Origin of the sequence: Citrobacter sp. Cpo090 (genome assembly GCF_030332665.1) — a bacterium.
GTDB classification, from domain to species: Bacteria; Pseudomonadota; Gammaproteobacteria; order Enterobacterales; family Enterobacteriaceae; genus Citrobacter; species Citrobacter portucalensis.
The window spans coordinates 1067374-1085642 of record NZ_JAOWHK010000025.1; the positions used below are offsets into that span (position 1 = coordinate 1067374).

Genomic DNA, 18269 nt, shown 5'->3' on the forward strand with positions numbered 1-18269 from the left:
TTAAGGAAAAGAACAGATGATGACAATCGTTATGCCCCCTGAAAAGACAGATTTTTTCTTCTGTCTGTCACTCATGCAGTCTTGCCATACAGCCCATCTACCATTATGAATAAGGACATCAGCGAATATATTCTCTGTTGGGTTGAAGATAACCTCTACACAGGGGCGACCATCAGTGAGCTTGCTAAAAGTGTTGGTTATAGCCGGAGAACACTGGAAACAGGATTTCGCCGGGACTACGGCCTGTCTTTGGGGAATTACTTGTTCCGTCGACGGATGGCAAGAGCTGCTGTAACCTTAAGACTGGCCCGTTTGACCATCACAGAATTGGCCCTACTCCTTCATTATTGTAGTGCGGCAAACTTTACACGGGCTTTCCATCGGTATTATGGTCAGACTCCGGATGCTTACCGCCGTTCACAATTGTGGGACACAAGCCTGTTGCAAGTCCCCTTACATTACGAATCACCTGAATACAACAGTGAAAGAGTTCATTTGAACTCTCCTGTGTTTATAGCAGGAGAAAGTTTCCGGTATCAGGCTCAGTACACAAATACGCTCGACGACAGTTTTATGGAAAACTTCAGGAAACATATTAAAAAATGGGCGCCATCATATCATGAAGACATATGGACGGTAACCTCGATGCATATCCCGGAAAGCATAGCGGTTAATCGTAAAGGTCTTGTGGATGTAGATGTGGTGGTCGGCACTCAACTTCAGCATGAAAGAAACAGTGTGGCAGTTATTCCTTCGGGAAACTATACCAGGTTCAGTTTTTCAGGTAGTTGGAATAAATATATAATTTTCTCCAGGCTGGCTTACACACGTTGTCTGGAGGGAAAAAAATGGTGCGGGTTAGGTACAAGCTGTTTTATGAAAATCACTCTCCTGGATGTTGTAGCGGAACAATTATCCTGCCAGCTTTATATCTCCGTCGAATAGTTCACTTTGTCACAGTCAATCTGTGCGGCTGTCAGTAAAAATTACTACAATTTTTTATGTTGTGTGGTTGAGTAATCTCGCGAAGGTGAGCACGACAAGAATCTCAGCAGTAGTTTGTTGCAGGATGAATCTAACGCTTTGCTGCGGCTGTTAATCAGTAAGCGTACAAAGTGTACCGTATTGACGGGATGCGTTATTCAGTTGGCAGTGCGATGCACTATGGTAGCAGTTCACTGACCCGGTTTACCGACCAGTCGGCGATGACGTCAAGCAGATGGTGAAGGTAGCGCTCTGGATCTACCCCTTTTAATTTGCACGTACCGATCAGACTGTACAGTAATGCTCCACGTTCACCATCGTGGTCAGAGCTGAAGAACAGGAAGTTCTTGCGACCCAGACTGACCGTCCGCAGCGCATTTTCAGCGATGTTGTTACATGCTTCAGCCCAACCGTCATCTGCATAGTACGTTAGTGCTGGCCACTGGTTCAGCGCGTACGCTTTCGCCAGCTCTGAGTGTCGCGACAGGGTTGCTATCTTTTCTCTCAGCCAGTTTTCCAGGGATTTCAGCAGCGCTTTCGTTTTCAACTAACGTTCGGCAAAGCGCTGCTCTGCCGGCATTCCCCTTATATCTGCCTCGATGGCGTACAACCCACCTATTTTTTTCAGGGCTTCCTCCGTCAACGCTGATGGGGTGCGAACGTGCACATCGTGGATTTTTCGGCGAGCGTGCGCCCAGCAGGCGGCTTCCCTGATATGACCTTCACGGTCAGCTCGTTTAACCCGGCGTACGCATCCGCCTGCAGCACACCGCTGAAGCTGGCAAGATGGCTCTACGGATGGATGCCTTTTCAGTCAGGACTGTACGCGAACCACACTGCTGGCGGCTGCGTTGATCCGGCATTGCGGGCTGACGGCCAGGCGAAGCGGCCGCGCTCCAGCCGTTTGGTCAGCAAACACAGTCTGTCACCAGTAGACCACTGCAGTTTGACCTGGCTGCCCCTGCGGCCCCGGAAGATGAAGACGCGGCCGGACATCGGATCATCTTTCAGCGCCGTTTGCACCTTTGCGGCGAGGCAGTTGAAGCCGTTGCGCATATCGGTAATACCGGCAACCAGCCTGATTTTGGTCCCTGATGGTAGTGGGATCACCGTTTGAACTCCTGTATCAGCAGGTTCAGAAGGTTTTCGCTGACAGCGCCGTTAATGCTAAGCGTCCCGTGCCGGAAAGCTGATATTGAGTGATTCAGGTGACACAGCATCTACAGATTGTGACCGGAAGGAGTCTGGGGGGACATCTTCGGTATCAAGTGTTATCGGGAGCGGTTCAGGCATGCTGTTTTCTGCTGTTGAAGGAGGGCGTAGTTTTCCTTCACGCCAGTACTGGCGCCACTTGAACAGCAGATTATCGTTGATCCCATGTTCACGAGCGAGTTGCGCCATGGAGGTCTCTGGTCGATGTGAGAGTTCCACCATTTTGATTTTGAATTCAACGGGGTAATTAGGGCTTTTTTTACGCACTGCGGTTAATGATTTACCGGCGATCGCAGGCATGCTTCTTATTTGTGCCGGAGTTCTGGTTATTAACATTTTTTCAAAATCCTCCCCGCATTAATTTTCTGGAAAGAGAGTCGGACAGGAGCCTCGCGAGGAGGGTTTCATACCACGTCTACGTTTGCCCTAATCAAAAGCAGTATTAAGACGATCCACACATTCAGGCCAGTGCATAAGCATCTCCAGTCCGTTGCGCATTAGATAAACCATTCTTATGCTGTAACAACCGCGTACTCATAGGATCAGGAATATAAGGGCATGTTAAATACAGAAGGAACTTTGCTTGATGAGATCATGTCGCAGGCAGACGAAGCAGGATTTATTCCCTTAAAGGTTTTCTCACGAAAATTACTCAAACGAACACCAAATGAAATAAATACGTTTTTCGATCCCAACAGCCGATTCTACGAAGAGTATCAACGAACGGTTATTTGCAACGTCAGGCATAATGTCACCATTAAAAAAACCTACACCAGCACTGGGCTCTTACGAAAAGAAGTGACGACAGGCGGGATTTATAAAGATGACCTGTTGACCTTTCTGGCACAAGCGTTAAAGAAAATTGACGAAAACGACCAGTTGTTCGACCAGGCCTGTGCTAACTACTGGAGCAGTAAAAAAAAGTAATGTGCTGACGTCAAATAACAAAGCCCGGTTTCCCGGGCCTTGAAGACGGTGTACTTATCAGTTGTAAGCGTTGAGCGTCCGCTGACAGAGCGCAGAGCGGACGCAATCGTCTTTATTGAAACGAACAATCCCTACCATGTCATCTTCTTCAAAACGGGCCAGCGCATCGCTAAGCCCTGAGCGAACATGAGCGGGTAGATCGCACTGGGTCACATCCCCATTCACAATTACCGTCACATTCTCCCCGAGGCGGGTCAAAAACATTTTCATTTGCGCAGCAGTGACGTTCTGAGCCTCGTCAAGAATGACCACTGCATTTTCAAATGTACGTCCACGCATATAGGCGAACGGCGCGATTTCCACCTTACCAATCTCAGGTCGCAGGCAATATTGCATAAAAGAAGCTCCCAGCCGTTTCACCAGTACGTCATACACGGGGCGAAAATAAGGAGCGAACTTCTCGGAAACATCTCCAGGTAAGAAGCCGAGGTCTTCATCAGCTTGCAGAACTGGACGGGTTACAATGATCCTGTCCACGTCTTTATGGATCAGGGCCTCTGCTGCTTTTGCCGCGCTGATCCAGGTTTTACCACACCCGGCTTCACCGGTGGCGAAGATCAGCTGTTTACTCTCGATAGCATTCAGGTAGTGCGCCTGAGCTTCATTCCGCGCCGTGATTGGCGTGGCGTCGCGACTGTCACGCGCCATACCGATCGCTTCTACGCCGCCCATCTGCACAAGCGAGGTGACCGATTCATCTTCACGTTGCTTATGGCTACGCGAATCCCGCCTCAGCACACGTTTTGCTTCACGACGAGCTTTGATCACTGCTTTTTGTCTTCCCATGGATAGCACCTTGAGTTGTAGGTATACATCACACGCGCCGTTGGCGGCACGATTATGCGCACGAACATCTGAGGGTTGGCTTCCTTGTAAGCCATTGCTTGCTTTCGGATAAGACGCCACACACGGCTACGCGCACCGTACAGGGCGTCAGTAACAAGGATAAGAAGTGAATGAGAGAGAGATTTAGCGGTGACGACGTGGCTACCGGAAGAGAAACGTCCGCGTAAGGTACTGCTGTTACTGTGAAAAACGTGTCCAGTACAGGACTTTTCCATTCGCGATCTCCATAGTGAATGACTATCACCGCCGGGAACTACCGCTATTACTTATAAGTACATCATAACCTTTCGCTAATGCAACAATATTTTTACTTGTTGTTAACTTAAATTCTATCTTATCACCAGAGACAGTTTCTTGCCCAGAGATGACAGAATTATTTCAGTCGCATACCGATCATAAAAAATAGTTTGTTTCTTCATCAAGATGTCAGGAAAAACCCCGCTGTACTGCGGGGCATAATCATCAGGCTTCGAGCAGAGACTGTCCCAGATAATTGTCTGCGGTTTTAACACCCGGCAAAGCAAAGAAATATCCCCCACCAATCGGTTTGACATACTCTTCGAGCGCTTCACCGTTCAGACGTTTCTGCACCGTCAAAAATCCTTTTTCCAGATCGTGCTGATAGCAAACAAACAACAGCCCCATATCCAGTTGACCGGAATTAGTCACGCCGAGCGAATAACTGTAGCCACGACGCATCATCAGGCTCGAGTCGGTTTCTTTCGTGCGTGGGTTTGCCAGGCGGATATGGCTGTCGAGCGCAATCACTTCGCCTTCAGGATCGCTGGCATAGTCAGGCACATCATGCTCATGCTGCATACCCAGCGGCGCGCCGGTGTGTTTATCGCGACCAAAAATCGTTTGCTGCTCTTTCAGCGGCGTACGATCCCAGAACTCAACGCGGAACTGAATGAGCCTGACGGCCTGATAGCTTCCGCCTTGCGCCCAGGCAGGTTCGCCCTGCCCATCCGTCACCCACACCACGTCTTGCATCAACTTCGCATCCGTAGCGTCCGGATTCGCGGTGCCGTCTTTAAAGCCAAGTAAATTGACCGGGGTCTCTTTACCTTTGCTGCGCGCGGCGTGGTCGGAAATAAAACCTTCACGTTTCCAGCGAACGCTGAGGAGATCGGGCGTATGTTTAATGATATCGCGCAACGCATGGATGACGGTATCCTGGGTGTTGGCACAAATCTGCAGCAACACATCGCCATGACACAGCGCCGCATCCAGCGAATCATTCGGGAAGCGGGTCATTTTTTGCAGCTTTTTCGGCATCTGCGATTTTAGGCCATAGCGTTCATCGAACAGCGAGGAGCCGACTGACAACGTCATCGTCAGGTTGTCTGGCGCAATGTAGGCGCCGAGGATACCGGAGTCCATAGGGGGTAAACGCGGATTCGGCGTATCCGGCGCCGGTCCACCGGTGGTCAGAAACGCAAATCGGCTAGTCAGCAACCGGAATAACCGCTCAAGATCGGCCTTATCGCTGGCGAGAACATCGAATGCCACCAGCATCATTGATGCCTGCTGCGGCGTCAGGATCCCCGCCTGATGCTGACCATAAAACGGCTGCGCTTCACTACGTGCATCCGGAGACAGCGTGCCCGGCGCGCTTTGTGGTTTTTGCGCGTGGGCAACCGGACACCCACCTGCCAGCGCAAGCGCCCCACCCAGGGCGCCCATCCCTTTCAGTAAACGTCGGCGTGACGGTTCGCTCACGCCGTTTTCATTATCTTGCTGCATAGTGCTTAATCCAGACCCAGAACACCGCGTAATTGCGACAAGTCTTCCGCCAGCGTCGTGATTGGCCCTTTCAGCGCATTACGATCGGCATCGGTCAGTTTGTCATAGGTTTCAAAGCCGTCTTTGGTACGGTACTTGCTCAAAATGGTATCGACCTTTTTGAAGTTCGCATCCACCTTCGCCAGCAGTTCAGCATTGGATTTTTGCAACTGAGGACGCAGGAGATCGACAATTTTCTGCGCGCCATCGACGTTGGCCTGGAAATCCCACAGATCGGTATGGCTGTAGCGATCTTCTTCTCCGCTGATTTTGCTGGCAGCAACTTCTTCAATCAGCCCTGCTGCCCCGCCAACAACTTTAGACGGTGGGAAAGCCAGCTCGCTAATACGCGTTTGCAGGTCAAGAACATCGCTGTTTAATTGGTCGGCGTACTTGTCCATACCTTTGGTGGTATTGTCGCCAAACAGCGCTTTCTCCAGGCGGTGGAAGCCAGTGAATTTAGGATCGGCGGCTTTTTGTTCATAATCATCTTCACGTGCATCGATGCTGCCGTCGAGATCGGAGAACAGTTCAGCAATCGGTTCAATACGCTCATAATGTTGACGGGTTGGCGCATACAGCGATTTCGCTTTTTCCAGATCGCCAGCTTTAATCGCCTCGGTAAAGGCTTTGGTGCCCGCAACCAGCTGTGCGGTTTCGGCTGTCACATAGGCTTTGTATTCGGTAATCGCGCCGCTCAGACTCAGCAGAGCATCGCTTTGTGCGGCATCCGCCGTTGCACTACCTTTTACGATCAGTTTGCCTTTCGGGTTAGTCAACAGGCCGCAGGTCATATCATATTCGCCCGGCTGCAGGTTAGCCGTCATTTTCTGGCTAAAGCCTGGCGCAATGTTTTCGCGTTCTTCAACCACCATAACGCCTTTGAGGATCTCCCACTCCAGCGCTTTCTGGCTGTGGTTCTGTATGATGAACTGCGTTTTCCCGGCGTTTACCGTGATTGTCATCGGTTCACACTGTTTGTCGTTAACCGTGACTTTCACCTGCGGAATATCGGCGGCTTGTGCAGAAAAAGCGGATGCAAACAGCGCGGCAATACCCAACTGCAGCGCACTACGGCGAAAATTAAGCGTCATAACCTATCCCTTTAAATAAGTATGTTGTAACTAAAAAGTATTCTGCATCACGTTTTTCTCAAGGTGCGGTACGCGATGCCGTAGTGCCTGAACGCGGCGGTAGTGCAAACATAATCAACGCCGGAATCAGGTAGATAAACCAGACAGCGACTTCACTAACGCTTGGCGCTTCCTGATAGCCGAAAATACCTTCCATCAATGTGCCAAACAGCGAATGCGTCGACAGCACACTGCTCAGGTCAAACGCCACATCCTGAAAATGATTCCACAACCCGGCTTCGTGGAAAGCGCGGATCGCCCCAGCGGCAAGACCGGCAGCCACCAGCAAAATGAACAGGCTGGTCCATTTAAAGAATGCCCCGAGGTTGAGGCGAATGCCGCCGAGGTAAATCAGGTAACCCAGAACCACCGCGGTAGCCAGTCCCAGCATCGCGCCTAGCGGCGGCCAGATGCCTACATCCTGCTGGAATGCCGCCAGCAGGAAGAACACCGACTCCAGCCCTTCACGGGCAACGGCAAAAAAGACCATCATTACCAGCGCCCAGCCGTGATGGTTGCCACGTTGCAACGCGTTATCGACAGCCTGTTCAAGCTGGACTTTGACGTTGCGCGAAACTTTACGCATCCAGAACACCATCCAGGTGAGGATCGCCACGGCAATGACCGCCACGATGCCCTCAAACAGCTCCTGTTCTTTTTGCGGAAATTCACCGGTGGTTTCGTTGATGAAAATCCCTAACGCCAGGCATAACGCCGCCGCCAGCAGAACACCAATCCACATCACACCAATCCATCGACCACGCTGAGTCCGTTTCAGGTAGCTGGCAATCAGGCTGACAATCAGCGCGGCCTCTAACCCTTCGCGCAACATAATTAGAAATGGAACAAACATGCGAAGAACCCTTAAACGTTATTCTCGGTCAATTGATGAAAAGAAAAGTAAATTACAGTGATAGTGATTATCATTACAGTAAGGAAAAACTCAAGCAGAATGTTTTGAGAATGATGACTTAATGTAAACAGTTAGGCGGGTAATGGTTATGCAGGTATGCGGGGCGCAATAAAAAGCCCCCTACTTTTAGCAATGTCATTCAGTTATCGCCTCTGTATCAGAAAGCATCAACCTGTATTCGCGAAGGTAATGAACATGCTATTTCAGAGAAAGGGTTCCGTTCACCGTATGTGCATTGCTTCTCTAAGACAGTGATTCCTGTGAACGTGTAAAGGGCGTTCGCCGCCACGCCCTTTACAATCCCGGCTCCCGGCGGGAAAATTGCCACTTCGTGGTTCCCTCCGCTTTTTCCTCCAGGCTACCGGGCCGGGCGCGAGGAAACTTCCCTGTAAAACGCGCCCTGAGCCAGCATCCATGCTGGCTCTCCCGGCCTGACGGAAACACGTCGGCAATTTTCAGCCGGACCAGTCCACACCTCACCACCTACGCTTTTATTTGAATATCTCTGAACAGCAAAACGGATATAACTGGAAGTCAGAGTGCTGAAGCGATGCTCTGGTCCGGCTGGAAATCGATGAGACGTTGACGGCTGACCGGGGCTGTCCGCAAGGATGCGGACAGAGGGGACGGCCTGCAGGGATGCAGGCTCGGCCCCGACCCGACAGGCAGACGGAATAAGACGAATAGCTCGCGTAGCGACGATTTTCCCGCCGGGAGCCTGGGATGCAAGGGAGGCGGCGGTGAGCCTCCCTTGCACGTTCACGGGTATAGCGATATCAGAGAAGCAATGCACATAAGGTGAACGGAAACTTATTCAGGGTAAAACGTTCTCCGTACATGCTTAACTGAACGGTATTGCGCACGCAGCGGGCTTGAGGGCAGATTATTCTGCCTGTAAACGCGATGGCGGAGCTGAGTGATAATGCGCATCAGCCTCGGCAAAACGTTGCTGCATAGCGGCTGAAGGTGCTTTACCCAACAGGCTGAAGACCACAATACCGATGCTGCCGAAAACAAAGCCCGGGATAATTTCATACAGACCTAGCCAGGCAAACTGCTTCCAGACGATTACCGTCACCGCACCGATGATCATCCCTGCCAGCGCGCCGTTGCGGGTCATACGCGACCACATTACCGAGAACAGAACCACCGGACCAAACGCCGCGCCGAAGCCCGCCCAGGCGTAGCTTACCAGACCCAGCACGCGGTTCTCCGGGTTCGCCGCCAGCGCGATAGACACCAGCGCCACGACCAGCACCATGATGCGGCCAATCCATACCAACTCTTTCTGGCTGGCATTTTTACGCAGGAACGCTTTGTACAAATCTTCGGTGATTGCGCTGGAGCACACCAGAAGCTGGCAGCTCAGGGTCGACATAACCGCAGCGAGGATCGCAGACAGCAGAATACCGGCAATCCACGGGTTGAACAGGATTTGAGCCAGTTCAATAAACACACGCTCGGCGTTCTGGTTAACGGCACCGGCAAGCTGTGGGTTGTTGTTAAAGTAAGCAATACCAAAGAAGCCCACGGCCACGGCACCTGCCAGACACAGGATCATCCAGGTCATACTGATACGGCGAGCATGAACGATGCTATGGTGGGAATCTGCCGCCATAAAGCGCGCCAGAATATGCGGCTGGCCAAAGTAGCCCAGACCCCAGCCCATCAAAGAAATGATGGCAACAAAATTCAGCCCTTTGAACATGTCCACGTTCTCAATGCTCTTTTGTTTAATCACTTCCAGCGAATCTTCAAATCCGCCCACGCCAATAATGACCATTACCGGCGTCAGGATCAGAGCAAAAATCATCAGGCTGGCCTGGACGGTATCGGTCCAGCTAACCGCCAGGAAACCACCAATAAAGGTATAAATGATCGTCGCGGCCGCCCCTGCCCACAGCGCTGTTTCATAGCTCATGCCAAAGGTGCTTTCAAACAGACGCGCCCCTGCCACAATCCCTGAAGCACAATAGATGGTGAAAAACAGCAAAATAACCAGCGCGGAGATAATACGCAGAATTCGGCTTTTATCTTCAAAGCGACCGGTAAAGTAATCCGGTAACGTCAGCGCATTGTTATTGTATTCGGTATGTACGCGTAAACGTCCGGCCACCAGCTTCCAGTTGATCCATGCGCCCAAAATAAGGCCGATGGCGATCCAGCTCTCTGAAATGCCCGACAGGAAAATCGCGCCGGGCAAACCCATCAGTAACCAGCCGCTCATGTCAGATGCCCCGGCGGATAATGCGGTCACGAATGGACCCAGACTGCGTCCACCCAGAATGTAATCGTCAAAGTTTTTGGTTGAACGCCATGCAATAAACCCTATCAATATCATGCCGAAAATATAGACACAGAATGTCACTAACATCGGTGTGCTAATAGCCATCAAAACTCTCCAAAATTATGTATCAGCAATGCCGTGGCTTGCCGTTTTATTACCCTGCCGGAACGTGGCAAAGATATCTATGTTGACCAGGGCGACCGTATCCTGCCGGAAGCGATGGTTATTCACAATCGATTTAACACACCATTTACATCAAATTTGATCCAGAGTAGATAGCATTTTTCTGTAGGTTGCACTCTCTCACATTTTTTTCGGTTGCACCTTTTAAAAGTGTTAACTACCGCAGAGAAAAAGATTCTGTAATTTTTACAGCCCACATCATAAGACTCATTTTTATTAACATTTCATTCATTTCCAAGCTTGCAAACCAAGTCACATTTAACACGGTTGCACAAAGTTGCAACATAGTGGATATTTCTCGGTAACTATCAGACCCGTATTTCAGTACAACAGGAGTAAACGGCATGGGAACCACCACGATGGGGGTTAAGCTGGATGACGCCACTCGCGAGCGTATTAAAACAGCAGCATCACGAATCGATCGCACGCCACATTGGCTGATCAAACAAGCCATCTTTAATTATCTCGAACGACTGGAAAATGACGACGCGCTTCCTGAACTACCGGCTCTGCTGGCGGGTGCCGCGAATGAGGGTGAGGAGTCAACCACGCCACAGAATGAAGCACATCAGCCTTTCCTGGAATTTGCCGAACAGATCCTGCCGCAGTCTGTTTCCCGCGCAGCAATCACCGCCGCGTACCGCCGAGCCGAAACCGATGCCGTGCCGATGCTGATGGAGCAGGCTCGTCTGCCGCAACCCATCGCGGAGCAAGCACACAAGCTGGCGTACGATCTGGCTGACAAACTGCGTAACCAGAAGACCGCCAGTGGCCGCGCCGGGATGGTACAAGGTTTATTGCAGGAATTCTCCCTTTCTTCACAGGAAGGCGTCGCGCTGATGTGCCTGGCCGAAGCCCTGCTGCGTATTCCAGATAAGGCCACCCGCGATGCGTTAATTCGCGACAAAATCAGCAACGGCAACTGGCAGTCGCACATTGGACGCAGCCCGTCCCTGTTCGTCAACGCGGCGACCTGGGGACTGTTGTTTACCGGTCGTCTGGTTTCTACGCATAACGAAGCCAGCCTCTCACGCTCACTCAACCGTATTATCGGTAAAAGCGGTGAACCACTGGTGCGTAAAGGCGTCGACATGGCAATGCGCCTGATGGGCGAACAGTTCGTCACCGGAGAGACTATTGCCGAAGCGCTGGCTAACGCCCGTAAACTGGAAGAAAAAGGTTTCCGCTACTCTTACGACATGCTGGGCGAAGCGGCTCTGACCGCCGCCGATGCCCAGGCTTACATGGTTTCGTACCAACAGGCAATCCACGCCATTGGTAAAGCCTCTAACGGTCGCGGCATCTATGAAGGGCCGGGCATTTCTATCAAGCTGTCGGCGCTGCATCCGCGTTATAGCCGTGCGCAGTATGACCGCGTGATGGATGAACTCTATCCGCGTCTGAAGTCGCTTACTTTGCTGGCCCGCCAGTACGACATCGGTATCAATATCGATGCTGAAGAGGCCGACCGACTGGAGATCTCCCTCGATCTGCTGGAAAAACTTTGCTTTGAACCTGAACTCGCGGGCTGGAACGGTATCGGCTTTGTTATTCAGGCCTACCAGAAGCGCTGCCCGTATGTTATCGACTACCTGATTGACCTCGCCACGCGCAGCCGCCGTCGCCTGATGATCCGCCTGGTTAAGGGCGCCTACTGGGATAGCGAAATCAAACGTGCCCAGATGGATGGCCTGGAAGGTTATCCGGTCTATACCCGTAAGGTCTACACCGACGTTTCCTATCTGGCCTGTGCGAAAAAACTGCTTGCGGTACCGAATCTGATCTACCCGCAGTTCGCCACCCACAACGCCCATACGCTGGCAGCGATTTATCAGTTGGCCGGTCAAAACTACTATCCGGGTCAGTACGAGTTCCAGTGCCTGCACGGCATGGGCGAACCGCTGTATGAGCAGGTCACCGGCAAAGTCGCGGATGGTAAGCTGAACCGTCCATGCCGTATTTACGCACCAGTCGGCACGCACGAAACGCTGCTGGCATACCTGGTGCGTCGTCTGCTGGAAAACGGCGCCAACACCTCGTTCGTCAACCGCATTGCAGACACTACCCTGCCGCTGGATGAACTGGTGGCCGATCCGGTCGAAGCCGTTGAAAAACTGGCGCAGCAGGAAGGCCAGGCCGGTCTGCCGCATCCGAAAATCGCCCTGCCGCGTGACCTGTACGGTAAAGGCCGCGAAAACTCAGGCGGGCTGGATTTAGCGAACGAACATCGTCTGGCCTCACTGTCCTCCGCCCTGCTCAACAGCGCGCTGCAAAAATGGCACGCTAAACCGATGCTCGAACATCCGGTTGCTGACGGTGAAATGACGCCCGTCATCAACCCGGCCGAACCGAAGGACATTGTCGGTTACGTGCGAGAAGCGACTCACAGTGAAGTGGAACAAGCATTGCAGAACGCGGTAAATAACGCGCCGATCTGGTTCGCCACACCGCCACAAGAGCGCGCCGCTATTTTGCATCGCGCCGCCGTTCTGATGGAAGGCCAGATGCAGCAGTTGATTGGCATCCTGGTACGCGAAGCAGGTAAAACCTTCAGCAACGCCATTGCGGAAGTGCGCGAAGCGGTAGACTTCCTGCACTATTATGCCGGTCAGGTCCGCGATGACTTCGATAATGAAACCCATCGTCCGTTAGGACCGGTGGTTTGTATCAGCCCATGGAACTTCCCGCTGGCCATTTTCACCGGGCAGATCGCCGCCGCGCTGGCGGCGGGCAACAGCGTGCTGGCAAAACCGGCGGAACAAACCCCGCTGATTGCCGCCCAGGGCATCGCTATTTTACTCGAAGCAGGTGTACCGCCGGGCGTGGTACAACTGCTGCCAGGTCAGGGTGAAACGGTCGGGGCACAGCTCACTTCCGATGAGCGCGTACGCGGCGTCATGTTTACCGGCTCAACGGAAGTCGCCACGCTGTTGCAACGTAATATCGCGACCCGCCTGGATGCTCAGGGGCGTCCAATCCCGCTTATCGCCGAAACCGGCGGGATGAACGCCATGATCGTCGACTCCTCCGCGCTGACGGAACAGGTCGTGGTCGACGTTCTGGCTTCTGCCTTTGACAGCGCCGGACAGCGCTGCTCCGCGCTTCGCATCCTGTGTCTGCAGGACGATGTCGCCGACCATACGCTGAAAATGCTGCGCGGCGCGATGGCGGAATGCCGCATGGGTAACCCGGGGCGCCTGACCACCGATATTGGGCCGGTTATCGATGAAGAAGCCAAAGCCAATATTGAGCGCCATATTCAGGCTATGCGCGCCAAAGGACGTCCGGTGTTCCAGGCCGCGCGCGAAAACAGCGAAGATGCACGTGAATGGCAAACCGGTACCTTTATCGCCCCGACGCTTATCGAGCTGGAAAGCTTCGACGAATTACAAAAAGAGGTGTTCGGTCCGGTACTGCACGTTGTGCGTTACACCCGTAACAATCTGGGCAGCCTGATTGAGCAAATTAATGCCTCCGGCTACGGCCTGACGCTGGGCGTGCACACCCGTATCGATGAAACCATCGCCCAGGTCACGGGCTCGGCACATGTGGGGAACCTGTACGTTAACCGCAATATGGTTGGCGCCGTCGTCGGTGTGCAGCCATTCGGTGGCGAAGGCTTGTCAGGAACCGGGCCAAAAGCGGGTGGACCGCTGTATCTGTACCGCCTGCTGGCTAACCGCCCGGAAAATGCGTTAGGCATTACGCTTGCCCGTCAGGATGCGGAATACCCGGTCGATGCGCAGCTTAAAACCGCGCTCGTTCAGCCGCTGGAAGCGCTCAGCGAATGGGCAACCGACCGTCCATCGCTGCGTGCGCTTTGCCAGCAGTTTGGCGAACTGGCGCAGGCCGGTACCCAGCGTCTGCTGCCAGGCCCAACCGGCGAGCGCAATACCTGGACGCTGTTGCCGCGTGAACGCGTGCTGTGTATCGCCGATGATGAGCAGGATGCACTGGTTCAGGTTGCCGCTGTGACTTCAGTAGGTAGCCTAATCCTGTGGCCAGATGATACGTTCCATCGCGACCTGGCAAAACGCCTGCCAACTGCGGTTTCCGGGCGCATTCAGTTTGCCAAAGCGGACAACATCGCCACGCAGCCGTTTGATGCGGTTATTTTCCACGGCGATTCCGATCAGCTTCGCGCACTGTGTGAAGCAGTGGCGGCCCGCGAAGGGGCGATTGTGTCGGTCCAGGGCTTTGCCCGCGGCGAAAGCAATATCCTGCTGGAAAGGCTGTATATTGAGCGCTCCCTGAGCGTCAATACCGCCGCAGCCGGGGGGAACGCCAGCCTGATGACAATCGGCTAAGGTTGTGGTTAATTAAGGCTCCGGTAACGGGGCCTTTTTTTATGAAGCCAGAGGGAAGCATGAAACGAATCGTACTGACATGTGCAGCGCTGCTGCTGAGTGGCCAGGTGCTGGCGGATGACTGCGCCAACGCGAACACGCAGATTGAGATGAACACCTGTGCGGCAGAGCAGTATAAGGCGGCCGACGCCAAACTTAATGAAACGTACCAGAATGCGCTGAAGCGCGCGGCCCCAACCCAGCGCGATTTACTGAAAAAAGCGCAAATATCCTGGATAACTTTGCGCGATGCGGACTGTGCGTTAATCAGTTCCGGTACCGAAGGCGGTAGCGTTCAGGCGATGATTTCCAGCCAGTGCCTGACGGATAAGACCAACGAGCGCGAAGCGTTTCTCGCCTCGCTCTTGCAGTGTGAAGAAGGCGATTTAAGCTGTCCGTTACCGCCGGCCAGTTAACGCTCGCGGATCCCTTCAATAATCATCCGCTGTACGCTCTCCACCGTTTGGTTAAAAAAGGCTTCATCACGCAGCGTTGCGCCCGTCACCGCCTCTACCTGTGGGGCAAAGTCGGCGTAGTGCTGAGTTGAAGCCCAAATCATAAAAATCAGATGATGTGGATCGACCGGAGCCAGTTTTCCGCTTTTGATCCAACCGGCAATCAGCGCGGATTTCTCATCAATTAGCGTTTTGAGATCCCCCTCCAGTTCTGCCATCAATAAAGGCGCGCCGGCCAGCATCTCCATACAAAACAGCCGTGAGGCCTGAGGGTAATCGCGCGACACTTCCAGCTTAAGACGAATGTATTCTTTAATGGCCACCAGTGGCGCAAAGTCTTCGCGAAAAGCTTTCAATGGAGCCAGCCAGATGTCGAGGATCTGCCGTAAAACGGCGATATAGAGCACCTCTTTTGACGGGTAGTAATAAAGCAGATTGGTTTTTGACACGCCCGCCTGCTCTGCCACCTGCTCCAGGCGCGTGCCGTGGATCCCATATTGGGAGAAGATATTTAATGCCGCGGTTAATATGGCCTGGCGTTTTGCACTGACGGCCTGCGAGCGCTTACCTGTTTTTTTCTCTGCGCGTTGAACCATGCGCCCTCTCCTTCTTGTAAGGGCGCCAGCATACCAAATCACGCGGTGAATGGTTAAATTAAAGCGATTCCGGCGGTGCCTCTTGCCCAAGCGTTTTTTTCTTTTTGAACTTCAGCTCGCTAACCAGCACGCCAACAATAATGAATGCCGCACCAAGCAATGCAAGTAGCGGTAAGCGTTCACCCGCCAGACGGCCAAAGATCCCCGCCCACACCGGCTCACCGGTATAAATAACCGTCGCGCGCGTCGGCGAAACACTGCGCTGCGCCCAGTTCATGGTGACCTGAATAATCGCGCTAAAAATCCCCAGCCCCAGCGCCACCACCAGCAATCCGGTAGACATTGGTGGTACGGTCTCTCCGGCCGGTCCCATCGCCATAAACGCCACTATCGAAGCGGTTGCCAGTTGCACTACCGTAACCCGACGTACATCCACTTTTCCCGCCCACGCGCTAATCAGGATAATTTCTGCCGCAATCGCCACCGCACCGGCAAGCGTGATCCACTCGCCTTCGCCCAGGGCCAGCAAATTGCCTCCCGGTCCGGCAAGAAAAATCAATCCGATAAAGGCCAGCACAATACCAACGCACGGCATCAGGCCAGGTATGCGCCCCAGACACAACCATTGTAAAAGCGGCACCAACGGTACGTACATCGCGGTAATAAACGCCGATTTACTGCTGGGAATAAACTGTAGCCCCCAGGTTTGCAGGCTATAGCCCAGCGCAATTGCGATACCAATTGCAACCCCTGCTTTGACCTCCAGCCACGTCAGCTTATGCAATGTGTGTAACGACAAAAGCGCGACCGCCAGCGCGGCAGTGGCAAAACGCACACCGACAAAGAAAAAAGGCCCGCTCAGGGTAACGGCATATTGCACTGCCAAAAATGTGCCACCCCAGAACATGGTGATCACAATGAGGATCGCTTCCTGAGGTTTAACAGAGAAGGAATAACGAGAAAGTAATGACATGAGACACCCGATTAACTGAATGTCATTAGTCTGCGTTGCGTTTTGTTACAGTTCAACCTTGCAGACAAAAAAAACCGCCGGAAGGACCCGGCGGCGGTGGCTACGTAACGTCTGTCTCTGACACTCAGCCGTCACGACATATCTGACAGATAACCCGACAATTACGATTTGTTGTTGCCGTGGCTATTTTTGCCCCCTTTTTTGCCTGCCTCTGAAGCGCGTTGCGGGTCATTCTTAAAGTTGCCCCCGCTGTGCTGGCCACCTTTTCGACCTGCTTCTGATGCTCTTTCGCGGTCTTCCGCAAAGTTGCCGGAACCGCCCCGATGGTTTGCCATTACTGACCTCCGTCATTGATTAGACATCATATTGCATAGGTACTGAGGAGTGATACCTCACGCAGCGTTACGGGCGAGGCCCTGAAAATAACTGCGTGGGATTAAGCATAGTGAAGCGTGGCCTGGGCAGACGCTAACTGTAATATCCTGCAACAGGATCAGCAGTGACAAAGATATAATCACCATAAGAAATCAATAAGTCTTTCTTATGACTACCGAATTCTACCCGGTTAAATATGTATCATTTTGCTACAAAGTAGGTTGTTATAAAAATTGTTATAAATCAAAGAAGTGATTGTGAAATTTGCACTCCTGACAGTACGTCATATCTTTAAAGGTAGGTAGCGAGTCGCTACGGACACGGTTAACTCGAGGAGTAGTGTAAAATGGCAAAAGTTCTGGTGCTTTATTATTCCATGTATGGACACATTGAAACTATGGCCCACGCAGTCGCAGAAGGCGCAAATAAGGTAGATGGCGCGGAAGTGATTATTAAGCGTGTACCAGAGACCATGCAGCCCGAGATTTTCCTTAAGGCTGGCGGCAAAACACAAAACGCACCAGTCGCAACCCCACAAGAACTGGCTGATTATGACGCCATCATTTTTGGTACCCCCACGCGTTTTGGCAATATGTCCGGTCAGATGCGTACCTTCCTCGACCAGACTGGCGGGCTGTGGGCCTCTGGCGCCCTGTACGGCAAACTCGCCAGCGTATTCAGCTCAACGGGAACCGGCGGCGGTCAGGAACAAACCATTACATCAACCTGGACTACGCTTGCCCACCATGGGATGGTAATTGTGCCTATCGGTTACGCGGCGCAAGAGCTGTTTGATGTCTCTCAGGTTCGCGGCGGTACCCCTTACGGTGCAACCACCATTGCCGGAGGCGACGGCTCCCGCCAGCCAAGTCAGGAAGAATTATCTATCGCCCGCTATCAGGGTGAATATGTCGCAGGTCTGGCAGTAAAACTCAACGGCTAATCTTCAACAGGAGGATACGAATGCCAACTCAAGAAGCGAAAGCCCATCGCGTCGGCGAATGGGCAAGTCTGCGCAATACATCGCCGGAAATAGCCGAAGCCATTTTTGAAGTCGCGCATTATGACGAGAAACTGGCGGAAAAAATTTGGGAAGAAGGTAGCGACGAGGTGCTCATCAAAGCCTTTGAGAAAACAGACAAAGATTCGCTCTTTTGGGGTGAACAGACTATCGAACGTAAAAACGTCTAGTGC

General features: G+C 52.6%; 16 protein-coding genes and 3 pseudogenes. 7 read left to right on the forward strand and 12 right to left on the reverse strand.

Annotation, left to right across the window (positions count from 1 at the left end; all coding sequences use genetic code 11):
• Positions 1–105: 105 nt before the first annotated feature.
• Complete coding sequence (locus OGY83_RS07915; RefSeq protein WP_286635646.1) at positions 106–945, forward strand: helix-turn-helix transcriptional regulator; 840 nt, start codon at positions 106–108, stop codon at positions 943–945.
• Positions 946–1162: 217 nt separating this feature from the next.
• Here the strand turns inward: OGY83_RS07915 and tnpC are convergent.
• From tnpC to OGY83_RS07925, 3 genes and pseudogenes are all read right to left on the reverse strand, one after another.
• Positions 1163–1851 (reverse strand): annotated as a pseudogene (gene tnpC, locus OGY83_RS07920) (IS66 family transposase); the annotation flags it as partial.
• A gap of 51 nt (positions 1852–1902) precedes the next feature.
• Positions 1903–2040, reverse strand: a pseudogene (gene tnpB, locus OGY83_RS25295) (IS66 family insertion sequence element accessory protein TnpB); the annotation flags it as partial.
• 111 nt (positions 2041–2151) lie between these two features.
• Positions 2152–2496 (reverse strand): transposase, encoded by a 345-nt coding sequence (locus tag OGY83_RS07925; protein ID WP_286635914.1) that lies wholly within the window; start codon positions 2494–2496, stop codon positions 2152–2154.
• Here OGY83_RS07925 and OGY83_RS07930 point away from each other — a divergent pair.
• Together OGY83_RS07930 and OGY83_RS07935 are read left to right on the forward strand one after the other, a co-directional pair.
• Positions 2474–2557: pseudogene (locus OGY83_RS07930) on the forward strand (QacE family quaternary ammonium compound efflux SMR transporter); the annotation flags it as partial. The gene OGY83_RS07925 and the pseudogene OGY83_RS07930 sit on opposite strands and share 23 nt — an antisense overlap.
• A gap of 197 nt (positions 2558–2754) precedes the next feature.
• On the forward strand, positions 2755–3123 hold the full coding sequence (locus OGY83_RS07935; protein WP_123268166.1) for a hypothetical protein: 369 nt from the start codon (positions 2755–2757) through the stop codon (positions 3121–3123).
• 57 nt (positions 3124–3180) lie between these two features.
• On the opposite strand, the gene phoH is transcribed toward OGY83_RS07935, so the two are convergent.
• The 6 genes from phoH to putP form a co-directional block, all read right to left on the reverse strand.
• Entirely contained in the window at positions 3181–3969 is a 789-nt protein-coding gene (gene phoH / locus OGY83_RS07940; protein ID WP_003036052.1) for a phosphate starvation-inducible protein PhoH, read from the reverse strand.
• Entirely contained in the window at positions 3948–4244 is a 297-nt protein-coding gene (locus OGY83_RS07945; protein WP_286635647.1) for a hypothetical protein, read from the reverse strand. The genes phoH and OGY83_RS07945 overlap by 22 nt, the downstream gene beginning before the upstream one ends.
• A 247-nt stretch (positions 4245–4491) precedes the next feature.
• Positions 4492–5775 (reverse strand): iron uptake transporter deferrochelatase/peroxidase subunit, encoded by a 1284-nt coding sequence (gene efeB / locus OGY83_RS07950; RefSeq protein ID WP_008784328.1) that lies wholly within the window; start codon positions 5773–5775, stop codon positions 4492–4494.
• A gap of 5 nt (positions 5776–5780) precedes the next feature.
• Positions 5781–6908, reverse strand: a complete 1128-nt coding sequence (gene efeO / locus OGY83_RS07955; protein ID WP_286635648.1) for an iron uptake system protein EfeO — start codon at positions 6906–6908, stop codon at positions 5781–5783.
• Positions 6909–6966: 58 nt separating this feature from the next.
• Complete coding sequence (gene efeU, locus OGY83_RS07960) at positions 6967–7800, reverse strand: iron uptake transporter permease EfeU (protein WP_286635649.1); 834 nt, start codon at positions 7798–7800, stop codon at positions 6967–6969.
• Positions 7801–8743: 943 nt separating this feature from the next.
• A complete protein-coding gene (gene putP / locus OGY83_RS07965) occupies positions 8744–10252 on the reverse strand; it encodes a sodium/proline symporter PutP (protein ID WP_079937999.1) in 1509 nt (502 codons plus the stop codon).
• 422 nt (positions 10253–10674) lie between these two features.
• On the opposite strand from putP, the gene putA reads away from it, so the two are divergent.
• Entirely contained in the window at positions 10675–14637 is a 3963-nt protein-coding gene (gene putA, locus OGY83_RS07970) for a trifunctional transcriptional regulator/proline dehydrogenase/L-glutamate gamma-semialdehyde dehydrogenase (protein ID WP_286635650.1), read from the forward strand.
• Between the two features lie 59 nt (positions 14638–14696).
• Entirely contained in the window at positions 14697–15092 is a 396-nt protein-coding gene (locus OGY83_RS07975) for a lysozyme inhibitor LprI family protein (protein ID WP_003832062.1), read from the forward strand.
• On the opposite strand, the gene rutR is transcribed toward OGY83_RS07975, so the two are convergent.
• The 3 genes from rutR to OGY83_RS07990 all read right to left on the reverse strand — a co-directional run bounded on the left by rutR (position 15089) and on the right by OGY83_RS07990 (position 17035).
• Positions 15089–15727, reverse strand: coding sequence for an HTH-type transcriptional regulator RutR (rutR, locus tag OGY83_RS07980; RefSeq protein WP_286635651.1), 639 nt, complete (start codon positions 15725–15727; stop codon positions 15089–15091). The genes OGY83_RS07975 and rutR overlap by 4 nt on opposite strands.
• A gap of 58 nt (positions 15728–15785) precedes the next feature.
• Positions 15786–16700 (reverse strand): DMT family transporter, encoded by a 915-nt coding sequence (locus OGY83_RS07985; RefSeq protein WP_286635652.1) that lies wholly within the window; start codon positions 16698–16700, stop codon positions 15786–15788.
• Between the two features lie 161 nt (positions 16701–16861).
• Positions 16862–17035 carry a con-10 family general stress protein gene (locus OGY83_RS07990; protein ID WP_003036022.1) on the reverse strand — a complete coding sequence of 58 codons (174 nt, stop codon included), beginning with the start codon at positions 17033–17035 and terminating at the stop codon, positions 16862–16864.
• Between the two features lie 386 nt (positions 17036–17421).
• Between OGY83_RS07990 and wrbA the strand changes: the two genes are divergently transcribed.
• Positions 17422–18018, forward strand: a complete 597-nt coding sequence (gene wrbA, locus OGY83_RS07995; protein WP_003036019.1) for an NAD(P)H:quinone oxidoreductase — start codon at positions 17422–17424, stop codon at positions 18016–18018.
• Between the two features lie 20 nt (positions 18019–18038).
• Positions 18039–18266 carry a YccJ family protein gene (locus OGY83_RS08000; RefSeq protein ID WP_003036015.1) on the forward strand — a complete coding sequence of 76 codons (228 nt, stop codon included), beginning with the start codon at positions 18039–18041 and terminating at the stop codon, positions 18264–18266.
• The last annotated feature ends 3 nt before the right edge of the window (positions 18267–18269 follow it).